General features: G+C 72.6%; 24 protein-coding genes and 2 pseudogenes. 11 read left to right on the top strand and 15 right to left on the bottom strand.

Features of this window, described 5'->3' with window-relative positions:
• The first annotated feature begins 215 nt into the window (after positions 1-215).
• The gene (locus tag ABZ098_RS17675) at positions 216-653 is read left to right on the top strand and encodes a MarR family winged helix-turn-helix transcriptional regulator (protein ID WP_356591982.1); all 438 of its coding nucleotides are present in this window, start codon (positions 216-218) and stop codon (positions 651-653) included.
• On the opposite strand, the gene ABZ098_RS17670 is transcribed toward ABZ098_RS17675, so the two are convergent.
• Together ABZ098_RS17670 and ABZ098_RS17665 are read right to left on the bottom strand one after the other, a co-directional pair.
• A complete protein-coding gene (locus tag ABZ098_RS17670) occupies positions 650-1,360 on the bottom strand; it encodes a GNAT family N-acetyltransferase (RefSeq protein WP_356591980.1) in 711 nt (236 codons plus the stop codon). The two genes, ABZ098_RS17675 and ABZ098_RS17670, sit on opposite strands and share 4 nt — an antisense overlap.
• On the bottom strand, positions 1,357-2,274 hold the full coding sequence (locus ABZ098_RS17665; protein WP_356591978.1) for an NADP-dependent oxidoreductase: 918 nt from the start codon (positions 2,272-2,274) through the stop codon (positions 1,357-1,359). The genes ABZ098_RS17670 and ABZ098_RS17665 overlap by 4 nt, the downstream gene beginning before the upstream one ends.
• A gap of 169 nt (positions 2,275-2,443) precedes the next feature.
• On the opposite strand from ABZ098_RS17665, the gene ABZ098_RS17660 reads away from it, so the two are divergent.
• The 5 genes from ABZ098_RS17660 to ABZ098_RS17640 all read left to right on the top strand — a co-directional run bounded on the left by ABZ098_RS17660 (position 2,444) and on the right by ABZ098_RS17640 (position 6,986).
• On the top strand, positions 2,444-3,049 hold the full coding sequence (locus tag ABZ098_RS17660) for a sulfite oxidase-like oxidoreductase (RefSeq protein WP_356591976.1): 606 nt from the start codon (positions 2,444-2,446) through the stop codon (positions 3,047-3,049).
• Complete coding sequence (locus tag ABZ098_RS17655; protein WP_356591974.1) at positions 3,042-3,812, top strand: ferredoxin reductase; 771 nt, start codon at positions 3,042-3,044, stop codon at positions 3,810-3,812. Before ABZ098_RS17660 ends, ABZ098_RS17655 begins: the two co-directional genes overlap by 8 nt.
• A 117-nt stretch (positions 3,813-3,929) precedes the next feature.
• Positions 3,930-4,514, top strand: coding sequence for a DUF3592 domain-containing protein (locus ABZ098_RS17650; protein WP_356591972.1), 585 nt, complete (start codon positions 3,930-3,932; stop codon positions 4,512-4,514).
• 236 nt (positions 4,515-4,750) lie between these two features.
• Positions 4,751-5,719 (top strand): acetylxylan esterase, encoded by a 969-nt coding sequence (locus tag ABZ098_RS17645; RefSeq protein ID WP_356591970.1) that lies wholly within the window; start codon positions 4,751-4,753, stop codon positions 5,717-5,719.
• A 100-nt stretch (positions 5,720-5,819) separates the two neighbouring features.
• Positions 5,820-6,986, top strand: coding sequence for a serine hydrolase domain-containing protein (locus ABZ098_RS17640; protein WP_356591968.1), 1,167 nt, complete (start codon positions 5,820-5,822; stop codon positions 6,984-6,986).
• A 37-nt stretch (positions 6,987-7,023) separates the two neighbouring features.
• Here ABZ098_RS17640 and ABZ098_RS17635 read toward each other — a convergent pair whose 3' ends face one another.
• Both ABZ098_RS17635 and ABZ098_RS17630 read right to left on the bottom strand, forming a co-directional pair.
• The gene (locus tag ABZ098_RS17635) at positions 7,024-7,752 is read right to left on the bottom strand and encodes a class I SAM-dependent methyltransferase (RefSeq protein ID WP_356591966.1); all 729 of its coding nucleotides are present in this window, start codon (positions 7,750-7,752) and stop codon (positions 7,024-7,026) included.
• Positions 7,753-7,757: 5 nt separating this feature from the next.
• Positions 7,758-8,321 (bottom strand): PadR family transcriptional regulator, encoded by a 564-nt coding sequence (locus ABZ098_RS17630; RefSeq protein WP_356591964.1) that lies wholly within the window; start codon positions 8,319-8,321, stop codon positions 7,758-7,760.
• A 70-nt stretch (positions 8,322-8,391) separates the two neighbouring features.
• Between ABZ098_RS17630 and ABZ098_RS17625 the strand changes: the two genes are divergently transcribed.
• Positions 8,392-8,799 carry a nuclear transport factor 2 family protein gene (locus ABZ098_RS17625; protein ID WP_356591962.1) on the top strand — a complete coding sequence of 136 codons (408 nt, stop codon included), beginning with the start codon at positions 8,392-8,394 and terminating at the stop codon, positions 8,797-8,799.
• A gap of 21 nt (positions 8,800-8,820) precedes the next feature.
• Here the strand turns inward: ABZ098_RS17625 and ABZ098_RS17620 are convergent, their stop codons facing one another.
• The 4 genes from ABZ098_RS17620 to ABZ098_RS17605 are packed head-to-tail and all read right to left on the bottom strand — an operon-like array spanning position 8,821 to position 11,229.
• A complete protein-coding gene (locus ABZ098_RS17620; protein WP_356591960.1) occupies positions 8,821-8,946 on the bottom strand; it encodes a hypothetical protein in 126 nt (41 codons plus the stop codon).
• On the bottom strand, positions 8,946-10,226 hold the full coding sequence (locus ABZ098_RS17615) for an RNA polymerase sigma factor (RefSeq protein WP_356592341.1): 1,281 nt from the start codon (positions 10,224-10,226) through the stop codon (positions 8,946-8,948). The genes ABZ098_RS17620 and ABZ098_RS17615 overlap by 1 nt, the downstream gene beginning before the upstream one ends.
• Positions 10,223-10,564, bottom strand: a complete 342-nt coding sequence (locus tag ABZ098_RS17610; protein WP_356591958.1) for a YciI family protein — start codon at positions 10,562-10,564, stop codon at positions 10,223-10,225. Before ABZ098_RS17610 ends, ABZ098_RS17615 begins: the two co-directional genes overlap by 4 nt.
• On the bottom strand, positions 10,561-11,229 hold the full coding sequence (locus ABZ098_RS17605) for a YciI family protein (protein WP_356591956.1): 669 nt from the start codon (positions 11,227-11,229) through the stop codon (positions 10,561-10,563). The genes ABZ098_RS17610 and ABZ098_RS17605 overlap by 4 nt, the downstream gene beginning before the upstream one ends.
• 125 nt (positions 11,230-11,354) lie before the next feature.
• Here ABZ098_RS17605 and ABZ098_RS17600 point away from each other — a divergent pair, with 125 nt between their 5' ends.
• The 3 genes and pseudogenes from ABZ098_RS17600 to ABZ098_RS17590 all read left to right on the top strand — a co-directional run.
• Positions 11,355-12,182, top strand: coding sequence for a class I SAM-dependent methyltransferase (locus tag ABZ098_RS17600; protein WP_356591954.1), 828 nt, complete (start codon positions 11,355-11,357; stop codon positions 12,180-12,182).
• A 224-nt stretch (positions 12,183-12,406) separates the two neighbouring features.
• Positions 12,407-13,540: a transcription termination factor Rho gene (gene rho, locus ABZ098_RS17595; protein ID WP_356591952.1), complete on the top strand. Its 1,134-nt coding sequence runs from the start codon at positions 12,407-12,409 to the stop codon at positions 13,538-13,540.
• A gap of 87 nt (positions 13,541-13,627) precedes the next feature.
• Positions 13,628-14,512 (top strand): annotated as a pseudogene (locus ABZ098_RS17590) (D-alanyl-D-alanine carboxypeptidase); the annotation flags it as partial.
• Positions 14,513-14,547: 35 nt separating this feature from the next.
• On the opposite strand, the gene ABZ098_RS17585 reads toward ABZ098_RS17590, so the two are convergent.
• The 3 genes from ABZ098_RS17585 to ABZ098_RS17575 form a co-directional block, all read right to left on the bottom strand.
• Positions 14,548-15,930, bottom strand: a complete 1,383-nt coding sequence (locus ABZ098_RS17585) for a glycosyltransferase 87 family protein (protein WP_356591950.1) — start codon at positions 15,928-15,930, stop codon at positions 14,548-14,550.
• Entirely contained in the window at positions 15,927-17,330 is a 1,404-nt protein-coding gene (gene mptB, locus ABZ098_RS17580) for a polyprenol phosphomannose-dependent alpha 1,6 mannosyltransferase MptB (RefSeq protein ID WP_356591948.1), read from the bottom strand. Before mptB ends, ABZ098_RS17585 begins: the two co-directional genes overlap by 4 nt.
• Before the next feature lie 95 nt (positions 17,331-17,425).
• Positions 17,426-18,355: a glutaminase gene (locus ABZ098_RS17575; RefSeq protein ID WP_356591946.1), complete on the bottom strand. Its 930-nt coding sequence runs from the start codon at positions 18,353-18,355 to the stop codon at positions 17,426-17,428.
• Between the two features lie 186 nt (positions 18,356-18,541).
• Here ABZ098_RS17575 and ABZ098_RS17570 point away from each other — a divergent pair, with 186 nt between their 5' ends.
• Positions 18,542-20,266, top strand: coding sequence for a right-handed parallel beta-helix repeat-containing protein (locus ABZ098_RS17570; protein WP_356591944.1), 1,725 nt, complete (start codon positions 18,542-18,544; stop codon positions 20,264-20,266).
• On the opposite strand, the gene ABZ098_RS17565 is transcribed toward ABZ098_RS17570, so the two are convergent.
• The 4 genes and pseudogenes from ABZ098_RS17565 to ABZ098_RS17550 all read right to left on the bottom strand — a co-directional run bounded on the left by ABZ098_RS17565 (position 20,200) and on the right by ABZ098_RS17550 (position 25,657).
• Positions 20,200-21,627, bottom strand: a complete 1,428-nt coding sequence (locus ABZ098_RS17565; protein WP_356591942.1) for a UDP-glucose/GDP-mannose dehydrogenase family protein — start codon at positions 21,625-21,627, stop codon at positions 20,200-20,202. The two genes, ABZ098_RS17570 and ABZ098_RS17565, sit on opposite strands and share 67 nt — an antisense overlap.
• A gap of 39 nt (positions 21,628-21,666) precedes the next feature.
• Positions 21,667-22,689, bottom strand: coding sequence for a UDP-glucose 4-epimerase GalE (galE, locus tag ABZ098_RS17560; protein WP_356591940.1), 1,023 nt, complete (start codon positions 22,687-22,689; stop codon positions 21,667-21,669).
• Between the two features lie 68 nt (positions 22,690-22,757).
• Positions 22,758-24,629: pseudogene (locus ABZ098_RS17555) on the bottom strand (glycosyltransferase).
• The gene (locus ABZ098_RS17550) at positions 24,626-25,657 is read right to left on the bottom strand and encodes a UDP-glucuronic acid decarboxylase family protein (RefSeq protein WP_356591938.1); all 1,032 of its coding nucleotides are present in this window, start codon (positions 25,655-25,657) and stop codon (positions 24,626-24,628) included. Before ABZ098_RS17550 ends, ABZ098_RS17555 begins: the two are co-directional and overlap by 4 nt.
• Positions 25,658-25,904 lie beyond the last annotated feature (247 nt).

Genomic DNA, 25,904 nt, shown 5'->3' with positions numbered 1-25,904 from the left:
GGAGCCTTTCGAGAACCGAAGGGCGCTCCCGCGGTCACCTGGGCCTCAAAGGCGGTGATCCGCGCCGATACGGGGAGAGAGCACCCGATCCGACACAGCGTTGATGGGTCTCACCTCCTCGGTACCTCACGGCCGGGACCTCTCTCGGCCGGACGGCCACCCTACCCCAGGGCGCCCCGAGTTGTACTCTGCAACCAGTACGTGAGGGAGGTCCGATGGATACGGCAACGGCCGTGGAGACGATCCAGCGCGAGATGACGGTCTTCGCACGACGGGCCCGCGCCTCGGCGGGCCGCCTGCATCCCGAGCTGTCGCTGGTGTCGTACACGCTCCTCGGGCATCTGGAGGAGCGCGACGGCTGCCGCGCCACCGACCTGGCCGCCCACTACGCCCTGGACAAGTCCACGGTGAGCCGCCAGGTCGGCGCTCTGGAGCGGGCCGGTCTCATCGAGCGGCGCCAGGACCCGGAGGACCACCGGGTCCAGGTGCTGCATCTGACCGGGGCCGGCCGGCGCATCCTGGGCCAGGTCACCGTCAGCCGCCGTGCGGCCGTCGGCGAGCGGCTCGCTCAGTGGTCGCCGGAGGACCTGGAGCGGTTCGCCGGGTACCTCGTGCGCTACAACGCCTGGCCCGGTCCGGTCGACGGCGCCTAGGACACCGCCTCCGGCAGCCGCTCGGGAACCCGTGCGGCGAGGAACGCGGTGGTGCGCCGGAGCCGGAAGCCGAGGGACTCGTAGAGCCCGATGGCCCGGGTGTTGCCGGCACCGGTGTGCAGGAAGGGCGTCTCACCGCGCTGCCGTATGCCGTGCGCGACCGCGAGGATCAGCCGGGTCGCCAGGCCCTGGCCGCGGACGGCGGGGTCGGTGCAGACCGCGCTGATCTCGGTCCAGCCCGGTGGGTGCAGCCGCTCCCCCGCCATCGCGACGAGAGCGCCGTCCCGGCGTATGCCCAGGTAGGTGCCCATCTCGATGGTGCGGGGCAGGAAGGGTCCTGGCCGGGTGCGGGCGATCAGGTCGAGCATCTCGGGCACGTCGGCGGGGCCGAGCCGGACCGCCTCCGGGTCGGGTGCGGCGGCCAGACCGTCGTCCACGAACTGCACGCCCTCGATGTGGAAGGTGACGTCCCAGCCCTCGGGCACCCGGCCCGCGTATCCCGACAGCGGGACCTCCTCGCCGGCGCCGACCAGGGCCGCGAGGTCGGCCCAGTCGCCGGCGTCGGGCTCGTCGGGCAGGGCCAGCCACGGCGAGACGTCGACCGGGTAGCGCAGGACCCGGCCGCGTTTCTCCGCGAAGTGCGCGTGCGGGCCGGTCAGGGAGGCGAGGGCCGGATTGTCGAGGACGTGCGGTGCTCGGTCGGTCATCGGGCGACCTCGATGACCGTCTTGCCGCTCGCGTGGCCTGCCTCGACCGTGCGCAGCGCGTCGCCCGCCCTGTCGAAGGGAAACGTCCCGGTGATGTGCGGGTCCAGGTCGCCCTTGAGCACGAGCCGCGCGACCTCCTCCAGTACGGCCGCGTTGCGGCCCCGCCGCACACGCGCCCCGCCCAGCCGCCGCACGTCCTCCTCCGGGGCGCCGGCGGTGATCAGCTTCGTCCGGTCGGTGAGCAACTCGGCCGCCTCGGCGAGCACCTGACCCCCCACGAGGTCGTAGACGGCGTCCGGTGCCGTAGCCCGGGCCCGCTCCGCCCAGTCCGGTCCGGAGGGCACGTGGACGGCGCCGAGCGACTCGACGAAGTCCTTCTTGCCCTCGCTCGCCACGCCGACCACGCCCAGACCGAAGGCGCGGGCGATCTGTACGGCCGCCGCGCCGACTCCCCCGCCCGCGCCGGTCACCAGCAGCGTGGCGCCCGGGGGCAGGTCGAGCTGGCGGACGCCGTCGTAGGCGGTCGCGGCGGCGACGGGCAGGGTGGCGGCCACCGTGTGGGGCAGCTCCGCGGGCTTGTGCGCGGCGATGGCGGCGGGCACGAGCGTGTACTCGGTGTAGCCCCCGGCCACCGCGGTACCGAAGACCTCGTCGCCGACGGTGAATCCGGCCACGCCCTCCCCGACCTCCTCGACGACACCGGAGACCTCGTTGCCGAACACGACGGGGAAGACGCGCTCGTCGCTCTCTCCGGGGCGCCGGAAGCCCGCGCGCTGCTTCCAGTCCACGGGGTTCACGCCCGCCGCGCGGACGGCCACGACAAGGTGGCCCGGTGCGGGACTCGGCCGGTCCACGTCCACGAACGCCTCGGTCTCCGGTCCGCCGTACCGCGTGAAGACGTACGCCTTGGGCATCTGCTTCCTCGCTCTCCTCGCACTGTCACCGGGACACCGGCCCGGCACTCCAGCGCCAAGGAGCAGCACGGGACGGCTATTCCCGAACCGGCGCGGTGTTCATACGGCCGCAACGATCGGGGCACTGACCTGGGACGGGGCACGTGGGACGACAGCGTACGGTGGAAGCATGAAGGTCACCCGAGGCTTCACCGGACGCACCCGCGTCCCCAACGCCGGGCTGCCACCCGGCCAGTACGACGCGGGCGACGACTGGCCCGTCCTCTCCGCGGAGGTCACGCCGGACCTGTCGCCGGCCGACTGGACGTTCCGGGTGGACGGACTGGTCGAACAACCGCGCACCTGGGACTGGGACGAGGCGCACGCGCTGCCCCCGTCGGCCTACGAGGGTGACATCCACTGCGTGACGAGCTGGTCGAAGTTCGGGGTGCGCTTCGCGGGTGTGTCGCTGGACGCGTTCCTGGCTGTGGCGCGTCCCCAGGGGTCGGCCACCCATGCCGTCGCCCACTCGCACACCGGGTACACCACGAACCTGCCGCTCGCGGACCTGACCGGGGGCCGGGCCTGGATCGTGTGGGAGTACGACGGGAAGCCACTGCCCGCCGAACACGGCGGCCCGGCGCGGCTGTTGGTGCCGCACCTGTACTTCTGGAAGAGCGCCAAATGGGTCGCGGGGCTGACGCTGCTCGACCACGACGAGCCGGGTTTCTGGGAGCGGAACGGCTATCACGCGCGGGGGAACCCGTGGGAGGAACAGAGGTACTCCGGTGACTGAGGCGCTCTCCTCCCCCGCCTTCGCTCCTGCCACGCGGTTCGCGGTGCCGGGGCGTATCGCCGTCAGCAACCGCGTCGCCGCCGTGTGGCAGACCGCCACGCTGACCGAGATTCGCCGCGAGACGCCGTACGCCTCCACGTTCCGCTTCGCGGTGCCCGCCTGGCCGGGGCATCTGCCCGGCCAGCATCTGATGCTGCGGCTGACCGCCGGGGACGGCTACACCGCCCAGCGCCACTACTCGATCGCGTCGCCACCGGAGGACGTCGGACACGTCGAGCTGACCCTGGATCACGTCGAGGGCGGTGAGGTGTCGGGCTGGTTCCACCAGGTGGCCGAGATCGGTGACGAGGTCGAGGTGCGGGGGCCGCTGAGCGGTTTCTTCGCCTGGCCCGGCGACCGGCCCGCGCTGCTGATCGGGGCCGGGTCCGGGGTCGTACCGCTGATGTCGATGGTGCGCCACCACCGGGCGCGCGGGCTGTCCGTGCCGCTGCGGCTGCTGGTGTCGGCGCGTGGCCCCGAGGAGCTCATCTACGCGCGGGAGCTCGGCACCGAGACGACCACCGTGTTCACGCGGAGCGCCCCGGCCGGGGTGCCCGTGGGACGTATGTCGGCCGCACATGTGGCGCCGCTCCTGGCCGAGCAGCCCGAGGGTGGGTGGGAAGCCTATGTGTGCGGCTCCAACGCGTTCGCCGAGCACGCCTCTCGACTGCTGGTGCGGGCCGGTCAGCCGGTGGACCGTATCCGGATCGAACGCTTCGGCTGACGGTGGTGCTCCTGCGCACGGTGTGCGGATGTGCGCGCCCCCACACGTGAACGAGGCGGATGGAGGGGTACTACGTCTGTGTGACCACTCGCAGGGGTGCGCGGTGCGGAGGTCGACATGCGAACCCGGGTGCGCGGCTGGCGCTGGCGGCGCAATCCGCTCCGGCGGCGGTCGGACGTCGTCGAGGCGTGGACGGTGCTGGCCGTCGCCGTACTGGTGCTGCTCGGCGCCCCGCTGGTCGGCGCGGTCGTCGGCCGGTGGGCGCATGACGACGCCCGTGCGGTGGCGGCCGAGCAGCGCTCCGAACGCCACCGGGTCCGTGCGGAGGTCGTCGGCAGGGTCCCGGACTCGACGCCGACGGTCCAGGGCAGCCGGGAGCGCTCCTACCGGGTGACCGTGCGCTGGACGGAGGCCGGGGGCGCCGCCAGGACCGCCACGGCCCGGGTCCCGGCCGGGACCGACGAGGGCGAGAAGGTCGACGTGTGGTTCGACTCCCGGGGGCGCAGCGTGACCCCGCCGCCGGACGGGACCGCGATCTGGCAGCACACCCTGGTGATGGGCGCCTGCGGCGCGGGCGCCACGATGGCCGTGATCCTCCTCGGCCACTCGCTCGTCCGCGGGGTGGCGGCCCGGCACCGCCTCGCCGAGTGGGAGCGGGACTGGGCGCTCACCGAACCGCAGTGGACTCGCCGCCGGGCCTGACCACGTCTGCTCCCGGGGCGGCGGTGGTGACCCGACCATTCGCGACGGCCGGTCGGCCGACGACGATCTCCCGCCCGGCGTCCACGCCCGGCAGCCCCACGCCCTTGACCAGCAGGTCCACAACTGTCGAGGGGGCCGTGCCCGACCAGCCAGGTTCCGCAAATGCCTGGCGATTCGTCCGACCACACCCGTACGGTGTGATCATCCGGCATTTCCCATCGCTAAGGCGGTCCTACATGGCCCTGTTCGACCTCCCCATCGACGAGTTGCGCGACTACCGCAGCGAGTCCACCGAGCCCGAGGACTTCGACGCGTTCTGGTCCAAGACCCTCCAGGAGGCCCGCGAGCACGATCTGGACGCCCGCTTCGAGCTCGTCGACACGGGCCTGTCCACCGTGAAGGTGTACGACGTGACCTTCGCCGGCTTCGGTGGCCACCCGGTCAAGGGCTGGTTCACGATCCCGGCCGAGGTCTCCGCCCCGATACCGGTGGTCGTGGAGTTCATCGGATACGGCGGCGGGCGGGGCCTGCCGCACGAGCACCTGCTGTGGGCGTCGACGGGCCGCGCGCACTTCGTGATGGACACCCGCGGGCAGGGCAGCGCCTGGGGCGGCGGTGGTGGCACCGCCGACCCGGTGGCCGGCGCGCCCGCCTACCCGGGGTTCATGACCCGGGGCGTCGACGCTCCCGAGAACTACTACTACCGCCGGGTGTTCACCGACGCCGTGCGGGCGGTGGAGGCGGCCCGATCGCACCCGCTGACCGACCCGGCGCGCACGGTCGTCCTCGGCGGGAGCCAGGGCGGGGGCATCTCGATCGCGGTCGGCGGTCTGGTGCCGGACCTGGCGGCGGTCGCCCCCGACGTGCCGTTCCTGTGCGACTTCCCGCGCGCGGCGACCTTGACGGACCGTCACCCGTACCGGGAGATCGGCCTCTACCTCAAGACGCACCGCGGCCGCTCCGAGGACGTCCTCGGCACCCTCGCCTACTTCGACGGCGTGCACTTCGCGAGCCGCGGCCGCGCCCCGGCGCTCTTCTCGGCGGCCCTGGAGGACCAGACCTGCCCGCCCTCCACCGTCTTCGCGGCCTTCAACGCGTGGGGCCACGACGACAAGGCGATCGAGGTCTACGACTTCAACGACCACGAGGGCGGCGGCCCCTACCAGGAGGCGGCGAAGCTGCGCTGGCTGCGCTCGTACGCCTGAGTCCCGTCGGTAACCTTCCCTCCAGCCCGACCAGTCGGTATGTTCACGGGACCCGGATCGCGGTGTCGCGGTCCGGGTTTCCCGCGACGACGGAGGGCCCATGTCCGAGCACCGGCCGACTGTCCACGGCCACTGCGACGAGCGGTTCGCGGCCGTGCGGACGGCGTTCGAGGAGAACTTCCGGGACCGTGCCGAGCTGGGCGCCGCGGTGAGCGTCACGGTCGGCGGCGAGACCGTCGTGGACCTGTGGGGCGGCTGGGCCGACGCTGCCCGCACCCGCCCCTGGGAGCGCGACACGCTGGTCAACGTGTGGTCGACGACGAAGGGCCCGACAGCCCTGTGCGCCCACATCCTCGCCGACCGGGGTCTGCTCGACCTCGACGCCCCGGTGGCCGCGTACTGGCCGGAGTTCGCCGCGGCGGGCAAGGAGAAGGTGCTGGTACGGCACCTGCTGTCACACCGGGCCGGGCTCTCCGGGCTGCGCGAGCCCCACACCCTCGCCGAGCTCCTCGACTGGGAGCTGACGACACGGCGGCTCGCGGCGACGGAGCCCTGGTGGGAGCCGGGCACGGTGTCCGGGTATCACGCGTTCACGTACGGCTTCCTGGTCGGGGAGGTCGTCCGGCGGGTCTCGGGGCTGCTGCCGGGCGCCTTCCTGGAACGGGAGGTGACGGGGCCGCTCGGCATCGACTTCACGATCGGACTGCCGGAGAAGGAGGCCGGGCGGGCCGCCGAGCTGGTGCATCCGCCAGCCCCGTCGACGAGTGAACAGGCGGCGATCTTCGCCCAGATGACTCCCGCGGCGGTCGCCGCCGTGGCCAACCCCGCGGCGGGGGCCGCGGAGGCGAACACGCCCGAGTGGCGGGCCGCCGAGATCCCCGCCGCGAACGGCCACGGCACCGCGAGGGCCGTCACGGCGCTCTACGGGATCTTCGCCGGCCGCGGCTGCCTCCACGGGCACCGCGTCCTGTCCCCCGAGGCCGCCGAGCGGGTCCGCGAGAGCCAGGGCAGATGCCGTGACCTGGTGCTGGGCGCGGGGCTCGACAGCGAGACGGAGCTCGGGCTCGGCCTGTGGCTCAGCGGGCCGAACGGCTCGTACGGGCCCAATCCGCGAGCCTTCGGACACGACGGTTTCGGTGGGTCGTGCGGCCTGGCCGATCCGGAGGCGGGCATCGCACTGGGCTATGTGATGAACCGGATGGGGCCGCACATCGCCGACGATCCACGGAAGATGGCGCTGATCGAGGCCCTGTACGGCGCTCTGTGAGAGAGCACCCAGACGACCCGGCAGCCGGACGATCCGACTAGGCCGGGCGCCTCGCCACGACCATCCGGACCCGTGGGCTCCCGTCCCGGCGCACCCCGAACTCGGGCAGGGCGTGCAACTCCACGTCGAGGCCCGCCCCTTCCAGTTCCCGTCGCACGTCCCCGAGCCCGAAGGCTCGGTAGTACATGACGAACGGCGGTCGCCACAGGGCGTTGCGCACCCGCATCACGGCGTCGAAACCGTGGAGCATCCAGTAGGCGGGGGACGACGGACGGGGTGGGGCCACGATCGGGAAGGCGAAGCAGCCGCCCGGCCTCAGCACCTCACGGGCCTTGGCGAACAGGCCGGGCAGTTCGCGGGGCAGGAAGTGGCCGAAGGCCCCGAAGCTCACGACGAGGTCGAAGGAGGCCGGGGCGAACGGCAGGGCGCGCGCGTCTCCCCGCACCCAGGACAGGCGCGGCCCCCCGGACTCGGTCCGCTCGCGGGCCACTTGGAGCATTCCGGCGCTGAAGTCGACCCCGGTCACGCTCTCCCGGCAGACCCGCGTCAGCATCCGGGCCCCGGCGCCGGTGCCGCAGCACAGGTCGAGCCCCGCGTCGAAGGGGCCCGTCCGGTGCAGCGCGGACGCGACGGCGTCCAGCACCGAGTCGGGCGTACGGAAGGGGGTGTGGTCGAACTTGGGGGCGAGCAGGTCGTAGCCGCGCTCGACGGACGACAGCGCCTGGACGGCGAGTTCGCGGAGGCTGGGGCCTTCTGGGCTGAACATCCGCGTCAGCTTAGGGGAGCGCGGCGCTTCAGGACGGCAAGCGCCCGTTCGCACCAGCGGACGGTCTCCGCCTCCAGGGCGATTCCTCCCAGGAGCGTGAGGTACGGGCCGATCCGGTCCGCGTCCGCGAGGTACTCCTCCTCGGTTCGGCCGTCGAGGAACCGGTCGCGGACGCGCTCGTAGCGGGCGAGTTTCCCGCGCGCCCAGGACAGGCGCTCCTCGAACAGCGCCCGGGTGGCCTCGGGGTCGACGCCGTCCATGGCCTGGATCTTGATGAGGAACTCGTCGCGGAGTGCGGCCGGCCTGCGGGGCGGTTCGGCGGCGAACTCGGTGAGCTCGCGCCGGCCGGTCTCGGTGAGGGTGAACAGCCGCTTGTTGGGCCTGCGTTCCTGCTGCACCACCCGCGCCTCGATCAGCCCGTCCCGCGCGAGGCGCTCCAGCTCGCGGTAGAGCTGCTGAGGTGTGGCGGGCCAGAAGTTCGCCAGCGAGACGTCGAAGACCTTGGACAGTTCGTAGCCCGAGGCCTCGCCCTCCAGCAGGGCGGCCAGCACCGCGTACTTGAGCGACATGTGGACACGCTAACAGCAGACGATTACCCTACTCCACACCTACTCAACAAATTTACTATTGGGAGTCTCGATGCGAGCGTTCCGAGAAGCGGTCGAAGCGGGTGACCTCGGTGCTGTGGAGGCGTTGCTGGCCGAGAACGTGGTCTTCACGAGCCCGGTGGTCTTCAAGCCGTACACGGGCAAGGCCATCACGGCGGCGATACTCGGCGCGGTCGTCAAGGTCTTCGAGGACTTCCGCTACGTGAGCGAGCTGAGCAGCGAGGACGGCCGTGACCACGCTCTGGTGTTCGCGACCCGGGTCGGCGAACGGGCCCTGGACGGCTGCGACTTCATCCATCTCGACGAGGACGGCCTGATCGACCGGCTGATGGTGATGGTCCGTCCGCTGTCGGGCGCGCAGGCCCTCGCGACGGCGATGGGCGCGCGGTTCGAGGAGATCGCGAAGGAGGCGGAGGCCAGGACCGCGTCCGCCTCCTGAGGGGCTCGGAGGCGCCCCCGGTCAGCCGCCGAGGCGGAGGCCGGCCAGCCACGCGTCCGGTGTCGGGGCGGTACGGGAGCCGCGCAGCAGTGCGGCGAGGGCGCGACGGAGCCGGCCGACGGGGCGGGGGTGCGGGTGAGCGGTCATCAGTGCCTCCGGTGTCGTGGGGTTGCCTTCACCCCACCGACGTACGGCCGGGGAGCGGATCGACACTCCGCGAGGCGTTTTTCGAGGAAGTTCCGCTCGGCGCCGTTCTCCACCAGCTCCAGCGCCCGTGCGTACGCCCCGGCCGCCTCCGCCGTACGGCCGCTGCGGCGCAGCAGGTCGGCGCGCGTGGCCGGCAGCAGGTGGTAGCCGCTCAGCTCGCCCTCCCGCTCCAGTTCCGCGACGAGTGCGAGCCCCGCGTCGGGGCCCTCGGACATACCGACGGCGACCGCGCGGTTCAGCCGCACCACGGCGGAGGGCACGAACCGCGCCAACTCGCCGTAGAGGGCGGCGATGTCGGCCCAGTCGGTGTCCTCGGCGGTGGGCGCGGTGGTGTGGCAGGCGGCGATGGCGGCCTGGATCTGGTACGGCCCGGGTCGGCCCCGGCGCAGCGCCCTCTCCAGCAGGGCGGCGCCCTCGTCGACCTCGGCGTGGTCCCAGGCTGTGCGGTCCTGGTCCTCCAGGGTCACCAGCTCTCCGGCACCGTCCACGCGGGTCTCGCGGCGGGCGTCGTGCAGGAGCAGCAGCGCGAGCAGGCCGAGTGCCTCAGGCTCGTCGGGCATGAGCCCGGCCAGCACACGGGCCAGCCGGATCGCCTCCGCGCACAGGTTCCGCCGTACGAGGTCGGCGCCCGAGCCGGCCGCGTACCCCTCGTTGAACAGCAGGTAGAGCACGCCGAGCACGCCCGTGGTGCGCTCGGGCAGCAGATGCGCGGGCGGTACCCGGTAAGGGATGCCGGCGTTGCGGATCTTCTTCTTGGCGCGCACCAGGCGCTGCGCCATGGTCGCCTCGGGGACGAGGAAGGCGCGGGCGATCTCCGGTGTGGTCAGTCCGGCGACGGTGCGCAGGGTCAGGGCGACGCGGGCCTCGATGTGCAGCGCCGGGTGGCAGCACGTGAAGATCAGACGCAGCCGGTCGTCCTGGACACCGCTGTCGTCGTACGGCTCCCCGGGTGCCGTGAGCATGGCCGCCTCCCGTAGTTTCCGCTCTCCGACCGCCTGGCGCCGCAGTACGTCCATGGCCCGGTGGCGGGCGGTCGTGGTGAGCCAGGCGCCGGGGCGGTCCGGGACGCCGTCGCGCCGCCACCGGTCGAGGGCCTGGGCGAAGGCGTCCTGCGCGCACTCCTCGGCGAGGTCCCAGTCGCCGGTCACCCTGATCAGGGTGGCGACGACCTGGCCCCACTCGTCCCGGAAGGCGGCGGCGACGGCCTCCTCGGGAGTCACTCCCACACCGGCCGCACTTCCACCGAGCCGCCCCCGAGCGCCGCCGGATGCTGGGACGCCAGGGAGATCGCCTCGTCCAGGTCGGCGACCTCGATGATGTCGATGCCGGCGAGGTACTCCTTGGACTCGACGAACGGCCCGTCGGTGAGCAGGACCTCGTCGCCCCGGACGCGCACGGTGGTGGCGTCCGAGGCGGGGCGCAGCCGGGCTCCGCCCTTCATGAGGTCACGGCCGCGGACCTCCTCGACGTAGGAGGTGAAGCGGGGGTCGTCGGCGATCTCGGCGGGGCTGAGTTCCTCGCCGCCGACGGGGGTGCAGATCAGCAGGGCGTACTTCATGACGAGACCTCCGTGGCGTGCTCGTGGGCGATCAGCCAGCGCGGGCCGGTGTCGCGGTACCCGGTGGTGACGCGCAGCAGCCTGCCGTCGGTACGGACGAGGGCGTGTCCGAAGGCGACGCTCTCGTCGACGTGGATCCGGGACTCCAGCACCTCGCGGGTGACGGGCTCGACGGAGGTCTCGGCGAGGGCCTTGCGGAGCGCCTCGGCGCCCCTGTGGTGCCGGCCCCCGGCCACGACCTCCGCGTCCTGCGCGTAGCAGGCGATCCTCCGCTCCACGTCCCCCGTGCGCGCCGCCTCCGTCAGTTCGGCGTCGAGGCGGCGGATCTGCCCCTGGGCGTCCTCGTCCTCCCAGAACGGCCGTACCTCCATGGCGCCGATCGTCGCCACGGGATGCTTCGCGGCCGCCTCGACGGCCTCCTCCAGGGTGTCGCACTCCAGGATGTCGAAGCCGGCCACGTACTCCTTGGTCTCCGCGAACGGCCCGTCGGTGCGCAGCACCTCCCCGCCGCGCACCCGTACGGTGACCGCGTCGGCGGGCAGGGCGAGCCGGTGCCCGTGCCGTCGTACGCCACGGTCCCCGAGTTCCTCGACCCAGGGCTCGACGGGGGCCATGCCCGAGGCGTCGTTGGTGTCGTCGCCGCAGACGAGCAGCATGTACTTCATGGTTCCTCCCGGTCCTCATGAGCTTCCTACACCCGGCCGACGAACGGGGCCGGGCCGAATCGACACCCGCGCGAAAAAAGAGCGACCGGATCCCCGCCCCTGACGAAGGCGTGTTGGATGGCGTCATGACGTCCGACGAGAACGCGCGGCTGATGCGGGTCAACCAGGCCAACTGGGACGCCCGCACCCCCGTCCACCTCGCCAGCCGGTTCTACGGCCTCGACCAGGACCTCGATCCGGAGCGCTGGTTCGCCGCCTTCGAGTGGGAGGACCTCGGCGAACTCGTCGGCCGTGATGTGCTCCACCTCCAGTGCCACCTCGGCACGGAGACGATCGCGTTCGCCCGCCGTGGGGCCCGGGCGGTGGGCCTGGACTTCTCGGAGGCCTCCGTCGCGGCCGCTCAGGGGATCGCGGCGCGCGCGGGCGCGGACGTCGAGTACGTCCGGGCGAACGTGTACGACGCCGTCGAGGCGCTGGACGGGCGGCAGTTCGACGTCGTGTACACCGGGAAGGGCGCGCTGTGCTACCTGCCCGACCTGGCACGGTGGGCGGACGTGGTCGCGCAACTGCTGCGTCCTGGCGGCCGGTTGTACGTGGTGGAGTTCCATCCGCTGCTCAACTCGCTGGGCCCGAAGCCCGCTCCGGACGAGGGACCGGAGTTGCTGCTGCGCCACGACTACCTGGGCGGCGACGGCCCCGTGCGCCGGGACGCCACCCGCACCTACACCGACGGCCCGGCCGTCGAGGGCGCCACGGAGAGCTTCGAGTGGATGCACGGAATAGGCGAGGTCGTCAACGCGTTGACGGAGGCGGGGCTCGGGGTCCGGCGGCTGCGCGAGAGCGATGAGCTGCCCTGGCCCCGCTGGGCGCGGATGACCCGCACGGCGTCCGGCTGGTGGCGGCTTCCCGAGCCGCGGATCCCCCTGCTGTACGGAGTCCTCGCCACGCGCTGAGTCTCCGTGGTACCGTCCCGCTAGCACTTGTGTACGCCCGTTTCCGGGCGCCGGTGCCAGTTCTCTCTCCTCTCGCCGGTCTTTGTACCGGCTTCTGCCCAGTACCTCGCAGGTCTTGCGGGTGCTGTCTTCCGCCGCCCGAAGGCGTTGTCCGCCTCCCTGTCGCGGCTTCCCCCCTTCCTTCCGCACGTCTCATGCCTTCCGTCCTCGAAAGGACCGACCACATGACCATCACTCTCGAAACCCCTCCGGTGCAGCAGTCCCCGGTCCGCGCCGTCACCGGCGTCCTCGACATCGACGCCGCCGGGAAGGGTCACCTCCGCGCCGCGAGCCTGCTGCCCTCACCCGCGGACCTCCAGGTCTCCCCCGCCCTGATCCGCAGGTACGGCCTGCGCAAGGGGGACGTCGTCGACGGGGTGCGGGGCACCCAGCGCGCCCTCACCGAGATCGCCCGTGTCAACGGTCAGGGGCCCGGCCGCAACCGCCGGAACTTCCACGACCTCACGCCGCTGCACCCGCGCGAGCGGATCCGGCTCGAACACCCGGCGTCCGGCCTGACCGGGCGGGTCGCCGATCTGATCGCCCCCGTCGGCAAGGGGCAGCGCGGGCTGATCGTGGCCCCGCCCAAGACCGGCAAGACGGTCCTGCTCCAGCAGATCGCCGCGGCCGTCGCCGGCAACCACCCCGAGTCCCGGCTGATGGTGGTGCTGCTCGACGAACGCCCCGAGGAGGTCACCGACATGCGGCGCTCCGTGCGCGGCGAGGTGTACGCCTCCACCTTCGACCGCACGCCCAAGCAGCACATCGCGCTCGCCGAGCTGGTGATCGAGCGGGCCAAGCGGCTCGTCGAGGCCGGCGAGGACGTCGTGATCCTGCTCGACTCCCTGACCCGGCTGTGCCGGGCCCACAACAACGCGGCCCCCGGCAACGGCCGCACCCTCAGCGGCGGTGTCGACGCGACCGCGCTGGTCGGGCCGAAGAAGTTCTTCGGCGCCGCCCGGCTCGCCGAGGAGGGCGGCTCGCTCACCATCCTCGCCACCGCCCTGGTGGAGACCGGCTCACGCGCCGACGACTTCTACTTCGAGGAGCTCAAGAGCACCGGCAACATGGAGCTGCGCCTGGACCGCGAACTCGCCTCCCGCCGCGTCTTCCCGGCCGTCGCCGTGACCCCCTCCGGCACCCGCCGCGAGGAACTCCTGCTGACCCCGGCCGAGTTGACCGCCGTACGCGGACTGCGGCGGGCACTGCGGAGCGGAGACGGCCAGGGCAACCTGGAGACGCTCCTCCAGCGCATGCGGGAGACCCCGGACAACGCGACGTTCCTCCGGCGCGTCCAGCCGACCCTGCCCACCGGCTGACGGGCGCCATCCCCCGTCCGGGTGCTCACGCGCCCCGCACGGCCCGGGCAGCACGGTGTACGGCCGGTCCGTTCCTAGCTTTGCGGTATGACTATCGGATATCCCTCCCGGGTTGCCGTCTCGGCCTGCGCCCTGTGCCTGGCGGGACTGCTGGTGTCCGCCCCCGCGACGGCGGCCGCGCACACGGGCCCCGACCCCGGCGCGCCCGGCGGACCACCGGCCGCGGCCGCGTCGCCCGCCCTCCTGTACCGCTCCGGTGTCCAGGTCCGGCCGCACCGGGGCGTGCCCCGGGTCCCGGCCGTGTCCGCGCTGTCGTGGGTGGTGGCCGACGCCGACAGCGGTGAGGTCCTCGCGGCGCACGAGGCCCACCGCCGGCTGCCGCCCGCCAGCACGCTCAAGACCCTCTTCGCCCTCACCGTCCTGCCGGTGCTGCCCGGCGGTCTCAGACACACGGTCGGCGAGCGGGAACTCGCGGGCATCGGGGCCGGCAGCAGTCTCGTCGGGGTCGCCGAGGGACAGACCTACCGGGTGGCCGACCTGTGGCGCGGGGTCTTCCTCAACTCCGGCAACGACGCCGTGCACGTCCTGGCCGGGCTCAGCGGCGGCTGGCGTACGACGGCCGCCCGGATGCAGGCCAAGGCGCGCGCCCTGGGCGCCCTGGACACCCACGTCCGCTCCCCCGACGGCTACGACGCCCCGGGTCAGGTCTCCTCGGCGTACGACCTCGCGGTCTTCGGCCGGGCCGGGCTGCGCAACGCGGACTTCGCGCGGTACTGCGGGACGGCCGAGGCGACGTTCCCGAGCCGGGGCGGATGGCGGTACGGGATCCGCAACACCAACCGGCTGCTGACCGGTGCCGACGGCGTCGAGCCCTACGAGGGGCTGATCGGGATCAAGAACGGCTACACGAGCCACGCCGGCAACACGCTCGTCGCCGCCGCCCGCCGGGGCGACCGGACGCTGGTCGTGACCGTGATGAACCCGCGGTCGGGCGGCGGCTTCGCGGTCTACGAGGAGGCGCGCGCACTGCTCGACTGGGGGTTCGGCGCGGCAGGGCGGGTGGAGCCGGTGGGCTCGCTGGACGCGCTCCGGGCCAGGCCGCAGCCCGGGCCCGAGGCCGCGCCGGTCGCGGCGGCGGCAGCGCCGGCGGCGGCGGTGTCCCCGGAGCCCGCGGGGCCCGGCTGGCTGGAGACCTGGGCCGTCCTGGGCGCCGCCGGACTCGGCGCGGGCTCGATGGCGTTGGCGCTGCGGGCCCGGTTCGGGCGGGCGGCGCGCGGCTGAGCCACCGGCAGCCACAGCAGCAGTCCGAGCGTGATCCAGGTGTACGTGTTGCCGCCGAGGAAGCCGTCGACGCCGGACGCGTCGTCGAACCACAGCCACACCACGCTGGTGCACAGCACGGCGTACAGGGCGCCCGCGATCCGCGGGTGCCCTGTACGCACGAGCACGGCGAAGGAGGGCAGCAGCCACACCAGGTGGTGCACCCAGGTGATCGGGCTGACCAGGCAGGCGGTCAGCCCGGTCAGCGCGAACGCGGCCGCCCAGTCCCCCGCCGCCGCGGCCCGCCGGGCCCGTACGGCCCACACGCCCAGGGTCAGCAGCACGGCCACCGCCCACACCGCGCGGTCCGTCTCCCCGAGCCGGGCCAGGACGCCCTGCAACGACTGGTTCGACACGTAGTCCAGGCGGCCCACCCTGGTCGTGTCCCACATCGCGTCGGTCCAGTAGAAACGTGAGGCGTCCGGCGCCACGACGGCCGCGAAACCCGTCGCCGCCAGGGCCACCACCGTGGCGACCGCCGCGGCGCGCCCGCGCCGGGCGACCAGGAGCAGGCCGATGAAGAGGGCCGGCGTGAGCTTCACCGCGGCGGCCAGCCCGATCCCGGCACCGGCCCAGCGCTCCCGGCCCGTGGCGAGCAGCCACGCGTCGACCAGGACGAGGGCCAGCAGCAGGACGTTGACCTGCCCGAAGCTGAAGGTGTCGCGCAGCGGCTCGAACAGCGCGAGCGCGCAAGCACCCAGGACGCAGCCGTACCAGCCGTACCGCCGCCAGGTCCGGCCGGTGAGCAGGCGCACGACGACGGCCAGCGCCGCCAGGTTGAGGAGCAGGCCCACCGCGATCGCGGCACGCAGGTCGAGCAGGGCCATCGGCAGCATGGCGACGGCCGCGAACGGCGGATAGGTGAAGCCGTACGCCGTCCCCGGCACCCGGTAGTCGTAGAGCCGTCCGCCGTGGTGGACCCAGATGTCGACGGCTCCGTGGTAGACGCGCAGGTCGAACCAGTCGCGCAGGAGCGGCACGGTCGCCGTGAAGACGGTGACGGCGGTGACGGCGGTGACGGCGGCGAGGGCCGACAGCAGCCGGCCGCGGTCCGTGGCCGGCGCCCTCATGCCGTACGTCCCGTCACGGGGATCCGGGCCGACTGGTGCGCCTGGACGAGCACGACCAGGGCGAGCACTCCCCCGGAGACGGCGAGGACGAGTTGCCCGGCGTCGGCCGGGCCGCCGCTCGGGAGGGTGGCCAGCGCGAGCACTCCCGTCACCGCGGCCACCCGGTGCCGTACCGAGGCGCTGGGCGCGGCGGCCGCTATGAGGAACAGTCCCCACAGGGCGTACCAGGACCGGATCGCCGGGCCGAGGGCGGCGACGGTGGCCAGGCTCAGGCCGAGGGCGTAGACGGGTCGCGGGCGCAGCCGCAGCCATATGTGGCCGATGACGGCGAGGGCGGTCACGACCCCGAGGGCGTGCCAGACGGGGACGGCGAGCGGGGCCAGGTCGCTGCCGAGGTGTTCCAGCAGGGCTGCGGTGGCCCGGCCGAGGAGGCTGGTGAGGGCCCAGTTCCCGGACGACACGGGGGTGTTGAGGGCGCCGATCCAGCCGTAGCCGGTGCCCGTGACGGCTGTCGCGGTGACGGTGGTGACGGTGGCGGAGACGGCGGCCGTCAGGGTGGTCTTAGCCGGACGGTCTCCGGCCCGGACGCGGAGCACGACGATCGCGGCGAGGCCCAGGGCGGCGGGCGCCTTGACGAGGGCGGCGAGCGTCACGAGCACGGCGCCCAGGACGGGCCACCGTCCGAGGGCGGCGACCAGGCCGAGGCCGAGCAGCCCGAGCATGACGGCGTCGTTGTGGGCGCCCGCGACCAGGTGGAGCAGCACGAGCGGGTTGAGGGCGCCGAGCCAGAGCGCGGCGGCCGGGTCGGCGCCGCTGTGGCGGGCCAGGCGGGGCAGGGCGGCCGCCATCAGGGCCACGCCGAGCAGGGCGACGAGCCGCATCCCGAGCAGACCGGCGGGGAGTTCACCGCGGGACGCCTTGGCCAGGGCGGCGGCCACGCCGAGGAACACGGGGCCGTACGGGGCGGCCGTGTCGCGCCACATGGGGGCGACCTCGTCCGCGAGGGGGCCGCCGAGCAGGGCGGGGCCGTGGGCGTAGACGTCCACGTGTGCGTCGGCCATGGCGCCTTGGGCGAGGTAGCTGTAGACGTCCCGGCTGAACAGGGGCGGGGCGAGCAGCAGCGGGATCGACCAGATGACGAGGACGCCCATGAGCTCGCGCGTGCTGGGCCGCTCGCCGCAACCGCGCAGCAGGCGGCCGAGCAGGAGCCAGGCCGCGATCAGCAGGACGACGCCGAAGTAGGCGCCGACCAGGCCCAGTGCGGCCTGGGGCGAGGCGGGGGTGAGGAGTTCGCGGACGGGGAGGGCTCCCGCGGTCTCACCGCCCGCGGCGAGGAAGGCGGTGCCGACCAGACCGAGGATCTGGCAGCGACGGAGATCGACGGGGGCGTTGACCGACACGTCGGCAGCGTGGCAGTCGTGGGTGGCTGGAAGGCGACGCGGTGGCGACCGGGGTGTGACCGGTGCGTGGTCGGGCTCGGGACGCGCTCCCCGCCTCAGAACACGGAGAGCCCCGTGAGCGTCGTGAACCTGTCCAGCGCCGCCACTCCCGCCACCGAGTTGCCGCGTTCGTCCAGGCCCGGGCTCCAGACGCACAGGGTGCAGCGGCCCGGTACCACCGCGATGATCCCGCCGCCCACTCCGCTCTTGCCGGGCAGACCCACCCGGTAGGCGAAGTCACCGGCCGCGTCGTACGTGCCGCAGGTCAGCATGATCGCGTTGATCTGCTTGGCCTGGCTGAGGGTGAGCAGGCGGGTGCCGTCGGCGCGGATGCCGTGGCGGGCCAGGAAGGTGGTGGCCAGGGCCAGGTCGGCGCAGGACGCCCTGATCGAGCACTGACGGAAGTACTGGTCGAGCAGGACCGGGACGTCGTTGTCGATATTGTCGTAGGCGGCCATGAAGTGGGCCAAGGCGGCGTTGCGATCGCCGTGCGCGGACTCGGAGGCGGCGACCTCCTCGTCGAAGTCCAGGCCCGGATTGCCGCTCTCCTCGCGCAGGAACGACAACAGCTCGCCCGCCGCGTCGCCGGTACGGGTCTGGAGGCGGTCGGTGACGACCAGGGCGCCCGCGTTGATGAAGGGGTTGCGCGGGATGCCGTTCTCGTACTCCAGCTGCACCAGGGAGTTGAAGGGGTTGCCGGAGGGCTCACGGCCCACGTGCTCCCAGAGTGCGTCGCCCTCCAGGGCCAGGTCGAGGGCGAGGGTGAAGACCTTGGTGATCGACTGCGTGGAGAACGGCTCGCGCCAGTCCCCGACGCCGTACACCGTGCCGTCCAGCTCCGCGACGGCCATGCCGAAGCTGCGCGGGTCGCGGGAGGCGAGCGCGGGGATGTAGTCGGCGGGGCGGCCGCGGCCCGGGGTGCCGTCGATCTCCGAGAGGATGCGGTCGAGAACCGGCTGGAACTGCGAGGACATGATCGGCATCATGCCGCACGCCCGACGCACGGCTGCCCCCGGGCCACGGGTGCCCGAGGGCCCGCCGTGCCGTCCAATCAGGCATGTCTGGGGCCGAACTGCGCGTGCTGGCCCGTCGATCACGCACCCGCACGTCAGGGTGAGGGTTCGCGGCCCCCGTGAGGCGGGGCCCGTTCGGTCAGCGAGCAGACAGGAGCGATGTTGCGCCAGCGGAACGAACGCACCCAAGTCACCGACTCGGTGCGGCGAGACGACAGGAGCAGGGCCCGGGCGGTCGCCGGTCTGTGCGCCGCGGCGGTGCTGCTGGCCGGATGCGGCATGCCCACCCCCCACGTGCCCCTGCGCGAGAACGCGCGGGGCGGACGGGACTTCTACCTCAGCCCGCGGGGCGACGACAGCGACGACGGCCGGACCCCGCAGTCCGCGTGGCGCACCCTCCGCCGCGCCGACACCGTGCGGTTCAAGCCGGCCGACCGACTGCGGCTCCAGGGCGGCGCCCGGTTCGAGGGCACCCTGAGCATCGGCCAGGGAGACGCCGGCGACCCCCGCAAGCCGGTGGTGATCGAGTCCTACGGCAAGGGCCGCGCGGTCGTCCTGGCGAGCGGCACGCGCGGCATCGAGGTGCACAACACGAGCGGTGTCACCCTGCGTGACCTGGTCGTCGCGGGCGACGCGGAGGCTTACCGGACGCAGGACGGCATCGCCTTCGTCAACGATCTGCCCGGCGACCGAAAGCTGCCGTACGTGCGGGTCTCGGGCGTCGAGGTGAAGGGCTTCCGCAACGGCCTGCGGCTGCACGGCGGCCCGGAGGCGTCGGGCTTCAGGGACGTGCTGATCAGCGACAGCACGCTGCACACCAACCAGGACGCGGGGCTCGTGGCCGACGGCCCGGCCTTCGACGCGGCCGCGCCCGCCTACGCGCACGAGGACCTGACCGTGTCGGGGGTGACGGCGTACGACAACGTCGGCGATCCGCAGGCGGCCGACCACAACACGGGCAGCGGCATCGTCCTGGGCAGCGTCCGGCGCGGCCGGGTCGAGCGCTCCGTCGCCCACGGCAACGGGGAGCTCTCGTCGCCGGGCGCGTTGGAGGGCCCCGAGGGCATCTGGACGTACGACTCGACGCGGATGACGTTCCAGAAGAACGTCTCCTACGGCAATCACACCGGCTCCCGGGTGGACGGCGGCGGCTTCGGCCTGGACAACAACGTGTCCCACTCGGTGATGCAGTACAACCTGGCCTACGGCAACGACGGGGCCGGCTTCCTGGTCTATTCCGCCGCCCCGAACACCGCTCAGACGGGCAACACGGTCCGGTACAACATCAGTCACGACGACGGCCGCAAGCTCCAGGAGTACGGCGGGATCGTCGCGCTCGGATCGCGGGTGACGAACCTCGCGATCTACCACAACACGGTGCTGATGACGGCCAACGGCCTCGTCCGCGCACCCGCGCTGCGGCTCCAGCCCAGCCTGGGCTCCGTCACCGTACGCAACAACGTGTTCGTGACGGACGGCCCCCCGGTCGTGGCGTCCCGGAGCGCCTTCCTGTCGTCGGACGTGTTGTTGCAGGGGAACGACTACTACAGTCCACAAGGCCTGAACGTGCAGTGGGGGGACCGCTGGTTCGACGATCTCGCCGCCTGGCGCCGGGCGACGGGTCAGGAGACCCTGGGCCCGCGAGCCACCGGCACCGACGCCGACCCCTGCCTCACCCGGATCCCGCTGCCCGCGGCCGGTCCGGACCTGCACGGCACCGGTCCGACGCGCGGCGCGCTGGCCTCCCAGTGCGCCGCCACGCTGACCGGTGGAGCCGTGAACCTGCGGAGCCTGGGCGTGAACCCGGGGCCCGTGGACTACTTGGGGGCGCCGCTGACCGGGTCGCCCGGAGTGGGGGCCGTGCAGTGGGGGCCGGGGGCCTGAGGGATCGTCACCCGCAGGTCGTCGCCCGAGCCGGGCTGCGGTACGTGCGCGGGACGGCCCAGGGCACGCAGGTGCCAGCCGGCCGCCCGCCAGGTCGCCGGGTCCAGGGCGTTGCGCGCGTCGAGCAGGCGCGGCGCCCTCACCACCTCGGACAGCTTCGCCGGGTCGAGGTCGCGGTAGTGGCGCCATTCGGTCAGGTGCAGCACGATGTCGGCCTCCCGGCAGGCCTCCATGACGTCCGGGCAGTACGTCGGCCCGGCCAGGGCGGCCCGCGCGTTGTCGAGGCCCTCGGGATCGTGGACGAGGACGTCGGCGCCCTCGGCGACGATCTCCGCGGTGACCGCGAGCGCCGGTGAGTCGCGCACGTCGTCGCTGTCGGGCTTGAAGGTGGCGCCCAGCACCGCGACCCGTCGTCCGGCGAAGCAACCGCCCACGAGGTGACGGGCGAGGTCGACGGTCCGCCGTCGCTGGCGGTCGTTGACGCGGTCGACCTGGCGCAGGAAGGACACCGCCTCTCCGACCTGGAGTTCCTCGGCGCGGGCGAGGAAGGCGCGGATGTCCTTGGGCAGGCAGCCGCCGCCGAACCCGAGCCCCGCGGACAGGAACCGGCGCCCGATGCGCACGTCGTGGCCGAGGGCGTCGGCGAGTGTCACCACGTCGGCTCCGGAGGCGTCGCAGACCTCCGCCATGGCGTTGATGAAGGAGATCTTCGTCGCCAGGAAGGAGTTGGCGGCGACCTTCACGAGCTCCGCGGTGGCCGGATCGGTGCTGACGTAGGGGACACCGGCGCGCAGCATCGAGTCGTAGACACCGCGCAGCAGCTGGTCGGCGCGGGGCGAGGTGACACCCACGACGAGCCGGTCGGGGTGCAGGGTGTCCTCGACGGCGTAGCCCTCGCGCAGGAACTCGGGGTTCCAGGCGATCTCGGCGTCGACACCGGGGCGCAGTCGCGCCGCGACCCTGCGGCTCAGCGCGCGGGTGGTGCCCACCGGCACGGTCGACTTGCCGACGAGGAGGGTGTCGCGCGTCAGGAGGGGTGCCAGGCCGTCGACGACGGCCTCGACGTGGCGCAGGTCGGCGGCGAGGGAGTCGGGGCGCTGCGGGGTGCCGACGCACACGAAGTGCAGGTCGGCGAAGTCGGCCGCCTCCTGGAGGGAGGTGGTGAAGCGCAGCCGCCCGTCGCGGGTGTTCCTGGTGAGGATCTCGGGCAGGCCCGGTTCGTAGAAGGGCGCCCGGCCTGCCGCGAGTGCCTCGATCTTCCTGGTGTCGGTGTCCACACCGAGGACGTCGTGTCCGATGTCGGCCATGCACGCGGCGTGCACGGCCCCGAGGTAGCCCGTACCGATGACGGTCAACCGCATGAGCCTTCTCCTGTCCGAGGGTCGTCGGCGTCGACGGGATCAGTGGGCGTAGCCGTGGGGGTTGAGTTCCTGGAACCGCCAGGCGTCTCGGCACATGGCGGTGAGGTCGCGTGTGGTGGTCCAGTTCCAGGCGGCGGCCACCGCGCTCGCGTCGGCGACGAGTTCGGCGACGTCGCCGGGTCTGCGGTCGACGACCTGGTAGGGGATGTCCCGGCCGCTCGCCTCGGCGAACGCGGCGACCAGCGCGAGCACCGAGGTGCCGATGCCCGTGCCGAGGTTGAACACCCGCATGCCCGCCTCGTCGTCCAGGTGCTCGACGGCCACCCGGTGTCCCTCGGCGACGTCCATGACGTGGATGTAGTCCCGGATGCCGGTGCCGTCGGGCGTGGGGTAGTCGTCGCCGAAGACGCTGAGCCGCTCGCGTCGGCCGACGGCGACCTGGGCGACGTACGGCATGACGTTGTTCGGGACGCCCCGCGGGTCCTCGCCGAGGAGGCCGTCGGGGTGGGCTCCTACGGGGTTGAAGTAGCGCAGGGCGAGGACCTTCATGTCCGTCAGGTGGGCGCAGACGTCCGCGAGGATCCGTTCGCACATCAGCTTGGTGTGCGCGTAGGGATTGGTGGGTGCGACCGGGCTCAGCTCGGTCAGGGGCACGGTCCGCGCGTCGCCGTAGACGGAACAGGACGAGGAGAAGACCAGCCGGTGCACGCCGTGCTCGCGCATGACGGACAGCAGGGCGCAGGTGCCGCCGACGTTGGTGTCGTAGTACTCGACGGGCCGCGCCACCGACTCTCCGACCGCCTTGTGGGCCGCGAAGTGGATGACGGCGTCCACCTGGTGGGCGGCGAACACCTCGGTGAGGGCCTGCCGGTCGCGTACGTCCACCTGGTAGGCGGCGGTGAGCGTGCGTCCGGCGGTCTTGGCGATGCGGTCCAGGGCGTGGGGAGAGCTGTTGACGTGGTTGTCGACCACGACGACTTCGTAGCCGTGGGTGAGCAGTTCGACGCAGGTGTGGCTGCCGATGAAGCCGGCGCCACCGGTCACCAGGACGGTTTCGGGCATGAGGTGCCTCGTTCTTTCGTGCGGCCGGATACGCCGGTGAGGGTTCGGGGCCCGGTGGGGACGCGGCGTCAGCCCGCGAGGAACCCGCGTACGTAGGTGGGGAACAGCAGCAGGGCCCAGGCCAGCGGTACGAGGGCGACGAGGCCCGCGGCCAGCGGCAGGGCGGCGGTCCGCAGGGCCCGGTGCACGCGGACGCCCGCCGACTTCGCGGCCTCCCGGATGTGCAGGACGCCGATGGCGAGGGTGACCAGGGCGTAGGAGAGGGAGCCGAGCAGGCACAGGAACACATAGCCGATCGCGGGACCGGTGAGCTCGCCGACGAAGGCGGCGCCGGACAGCACGACGGTGATCAGGAGGTAGGGCAGCATCAGGCGCAGCGGCAGGGGCTCCATGCCGTCGCGGACCTTGGGCGTCACTTTGAAGACGACCTTCCTCGGCCGCACCCGCTGCACCAGTGCGGCGGCTGCTCCCCAGGCCACGTACGGCCAGCGGGTCAGTCCGAACAGCCAGCCCTCCCAGCTCAGCAGTGGCGCGTCGACGGGTCTCAGCAGGCCGCGTCGCCGCAGCATCCAGGTGAGCACGACCAGGAAGAAGGACATGGCCCAGAAGTGCAGCAGGAAGGCGACGTAGTCGACGTTGATCCAGGGGTGGCCGGTGACCGCTGCGATCGGGGGCAGCAGCAGGCCGGCGGTCGTGGTCAGCGCGAGCAGCGGATAGTAGGAGAGGGCGAACGCGAACCGGATCCGCAGTCTGCCGGGCATGCGGCGCAGGTGTCTGGGGAGCATGCCCAGCAGCATGGACACCAGGCTGCGTGACCACTGGAACTCCTGCGTCACCATGGCGGCGAAGGTGATCGGGCCGTCGCCGTGGGCCTCCGCGTCGATGGCGAACGCCCCCTGCCAGCCCGCCGAGTTCAGCAGGAACGTCGTCGAGAAGTCCTCGGCGAGTTCGGGCCCGAGGCCGCCGATGTCCTGGAGGGCCCGGGTCCGCACGGCCTAGTGGGATCCGATGCACAGCGGTGCCAGGCCGTCGGAGTGGCCGAGCTGCATGGGTCCGTGGAAGGTGGCCTCACGGTGCAGTCGTCCGCGTGCCGACCACGAGGTGCGGGCGTTGGCGTCGCACACGCTGGGGGCGGCGACGTAGCCGACGGCCGGGTCGGCGAACGGCCGGACCATCTCGCCGAGGTAGTGGGGGTGGGGCACGTGGTCGACGTCGAGCTGGGCGACCACGTCGTAGTCGCTATAGCCCCAGTGGTCGTAGAAGTGCGCGAGGTTGCCCTCCTTGCACCGGGTGCGCCGGGGCCAGGTGTCGCGGTGGTACGCCGGACTGCCGCGCCGACAGGAGACGCGTACCGCGTTGGTCGCGCACCAGTCCAGGATCTCCTGGGTGGGTTCCTCGTCGCACAGCCACACGTCGTAGGGGTGCAGGAAGTCCTGGCGCAGCATCGCCGTGAGCGTGGTGCGCGCGACGGCCCAGGGTTCGGACGGGGCCCGGGTCACCACGAAGGCGGTGCGCAGCCCGGGCACCTCGACGGCCGGGTCGAAGGTGCGCAGCCGCACCATCACGACGACGAAGTACAGCGGCAGCACCGACAGGTACAGCAGGAGCGCGCTGTTCACCACGAAGCCCGCCCAGCCGACCCGGTGTTCGGGGCGCAGCCACCACTCCCAGAAGACGACGAGGGCGGTCCACCAGCACACCGCGAGCGACGACACCATCATCTGGTCGAGGCGTCCCAGACGGGGGACCCAGGAGGTGGGGCGGGGCGTGCGCTCTTTGCGCGGCCTGCCGAAGACCGGTCCGTCGGCCGGGATGTCGACGACGTTGCCCGCCGAGAGGCTCCACAGGTGGGTCTTCAGCGTCGCCTCGTCGGCCCGCGGCGGCTGTCGGCCGGTGTCGAGGGCGATGTCGCGTCCGCGGCCGTGATCCGTCTGGGTCACGACGCGACGGGGGTCGCGCCGACCGGGCGGGGCTCGGCGGCGGTGACGACGCCGTCCTGTTGTCCACCCCGGATGGCGCGGAGCGCGGCGGCCACGTCGTCGGGACGGGCGGCGAACCACTCCACGGTGCGGCGCAGCCCGTCCTCGATGTCGACCTCGGGATTCCATCCCAGGCGTTCCGCGGCCCGGGTGATCACGGGCCGGCGGCGGGTGGGGTCGTCGACGGGCAGCGAGTGGAACTGCACCTCGGCTCGGGACCCCGTCAGGTCCAAAACCATTTCGGCCAGTTGCAGAACCGTCAGTTCCACGGGATTTCCGAGGTTCACCGGTCCGGGCTCGTCGTGGTCGAGCATGGCGACGATTCCACGCACCAGGTCGTCGACGTAGCAGAAACTGCGGGTCTGCTTTCCGTCGCCGTAGACGGTCAGTGGTTCTCCCGCGAGTGCCTGGACGACGAAACTGGAGACGACCCGGCCGTCGTGCGGACGCATACGGGGACCGTAGGTGTTGAAGATCCGCATGATTCCGGTGTTCGTTCCGCGGCTCGTCCGGTAGGCCTGGGTCAGTGACTCGGAGAACCTCTTCGCCTCGTCGTAGACGGAGCGCGGGCCGACGGGGTTCACATGGCCCCAGTAGGTCTCGTCCTGGGGGTGAACTTGGGGATCTCCGTACACCTCGCTGGTGGAGGCGAGGACGAAGCGGGCGTCGTGACGTGCCGCGAGGCGCAGCGCGTTCTCCGTGCCGCGACTGCCCACGGCCAGTGTTTCCAGTGGACGCGCGAGGTAGTCGGGGGGTGAGGCGGGGCTGGCCAGGTGGGCCACCGCGTCGACCGTGCCCGACACCTCGACCGACCGGCTGACGTCACCGCGGACGAGTTCGAAGGCGGGATTTCCCAGAAAGGGAGCGATGTTGGCGGGATCGCCGGTCGAGAAATCGTCGACGCAGACGACTTCGTCACCGCGCCGCAGAAGCGCTTCGCACAGATGCGAGCCGAGAAAACCGCCGCCACCTGTCACGGCCACACGCATGAATTCTCCTGTATTCACCGAGGATTCCATCGCTCCGCCCGGCGCAGGGGTGTAAGGGGAGACGTTCACCAGGACAGGAGACGGAGACGGTCTGTTACCGAGGACCGCGAATTCAGCATATGAGCGTTGATAGCATTTTTTGGAGAACGGCGAGGCGGCCTGCGCCGATCAGCCGGTACCCCCGGAGGGACACCGCAGCGCGCGATCCCGGGCTCGCTGGGGTCTGACGGCCGCGTCGCGCCGGTGA

Origin of the sequence: Streptomyces sp. NPDC006335 (assembly GCF_040612795.1) — a bacterium.
In the GTDB taxonomy this organism is placed as follows: Bacteria; Actinomycetota; Actinomycetes; order Streptomycetales; family Streptomycetaceae; genus Streptomyces.
This window is presented reverse-complemented; position numbering and strand designations above follow the sequence as displayed.

What these genes read in the sequence shown, in the direction of transcription:
- ABZ098_RS17640 (WP_356591968.1), top strand. Translation starts at nt 5,820, where the DNA reads ATGTCCGAGCACCGGCCGACTGTCCACGGCCACTGCGACGAGCGGTTC.
- ABZ098_RS17635 (WP_356591966.1), bottom strand. Translation starts at nt 7,752, where the DNA reads ATGTTCAGCCCAGAAGGCCCCAGCCTCCGCGAACTCGCCGTCCAGGCG.
- galE (WP_356591940.1), bottom strand. Translation starts at nt 22,689, where the DNA reads ATGCCCGAAACCGTCCTGGTGACCGGTGGCGCCGGCTTCATCGGCAGC.
- ABZ098_RS17675 (WP_356591982.1), top strand. Translation starts at nt 216, where the DNA reads ATGGATACGGCAACGGCCGTGGAGACGATCCAGCGCGAGATGACGGTC.
- ABZ098_RS17610 (WP_356591958.1), bottom strand. Translation starts at nt 10,564, where the DNA reads ATGAAGTACGCCCTGCTGATCTGCACCCCCGTCGGCGGCGAGGAACTC.
- ABZ098_RS17650 (WP_356591972.1), top strand. Translation starts at nt 3,930, where the DNA reads ATGCGAACCCGGGTGCGCGGCTGGCGCTGGCGGCGCAATCCGCTCCGG.
- ABZ098_RS17620 (WP_356591960.1), bottom strand. Translation starts at nt 8,946, where the DNA reads ATGACCGCTCACCCGCACCCCCGCCCCGTCGGCCGGCTCCGTCGCGCC.
- ABZ098_RS17660 (WP_356591976.1), top strand. Translation starts at nt 2,444, where the DNA reads ATGAAGGTCACCCGAGGCTTCACCGGACGCACCCGCGTCCCCAACGCC.
- ABZ098_RS17600 (WP_356591954.1), top strand. Translation starts at nt 11,355, where the DNA reads ATGACGTCCGACGAGAACGCGCGGCTGATGCGGGTCAACCAGGCCAAC.
- ABZ098_RS17670 (WP_356591980.1), bottom strand. Translation starts at nt 1,360, where the DNA reads ATGACCGACCGAGCACCGCACGTCCTCGACAATCCGGCCCTCGCCTCC.
- ABZ098_RS17665 (WP_356591978.1), bottom strand. Translation starts at nt 2,274, where the DNA reads ATGCCCAAGGCGTACGTCTTCACGCGGTACGGCGGACCGGAGACCGAG.
- ABZ098_RS17605 (WP_356591956.1), bottom strand. Translation starts at nt 11,229, where the DNA reads ATGAAGTACATGCTGCTCGTCTGCGGCGACGACACCAACGACGCCTCG.
- ABZ098_RS17630 (WP_356591964.1), bottom strand. Translation starts at nt 8,321, where the DNA reads ATGTCGCTCAAGTACGCGGTGCTGGCCGCCCTGCTGGAGGGCGAGGCC.
- ABZ098_RS17550 (WP_356591938.1), bottom strand. Translation starts at nt 25,657, where the DNA reads ATGCGTGTGGCCGTGACAGGTGGCGGCGGTTTTCTCGGCTCGCATCTG.
- rho (WP_356591952.1), top strand. Translation starts at nt 12,407, where the DNA reads ATGACCATCACTCTCGAAACCCCTCCGGTGCAGCAGTCCCCGGTCCGC.
- ABZ098_RS17570 (WP_356591944.1), top strand. Translation starts at nt 18,542, where the DNA reads ATGTTGCGCCAGCGGAACGAACGCACCCAAGTCACCGACTCGGTGCGG.
- ABZ098_RS17625 (WP_356591962.1), top strand. Translation starts at nt 8,392, where the DNA reads ATGCGAGCGTTCCGAGAAGCGGTCGAAGCGGGTGACCTCGGTGCTGTG.
- ABZ098_RS17645 (WP_356591970.1), top strand. Translation starts at nt 4,751, where the DNA reads ATGGCCCTGTTCGACCTCCCCATCGACGAGTTGCGCGACTACCGCAGC.
- ABZ098_RS17565 (WP_356591942.1), bottom strand. Translation starts at nt 21,627, where the DNA reads ATGCGGTTGACCGTCATCGGTACGGGCTACCTCGGGGCCGTGCACGCC.
- ABZ098_RS17575 (WP_356591946.1), bottom strand. Translation starts at nt 18,355, where the DNA reads ATGATGCCGATCATGTCCTCGCAGTTCCAGCCGGTTCTCGACCGCATC.
- ABZ098_RS17585 (WP_356591950.1), bottom strand. Translation starts at nt 15,930, where the DNA reads ATGAGGGCGCCGGCCACGGACCGCGGCCGGCTGCTGTCGGCCCTCGCC.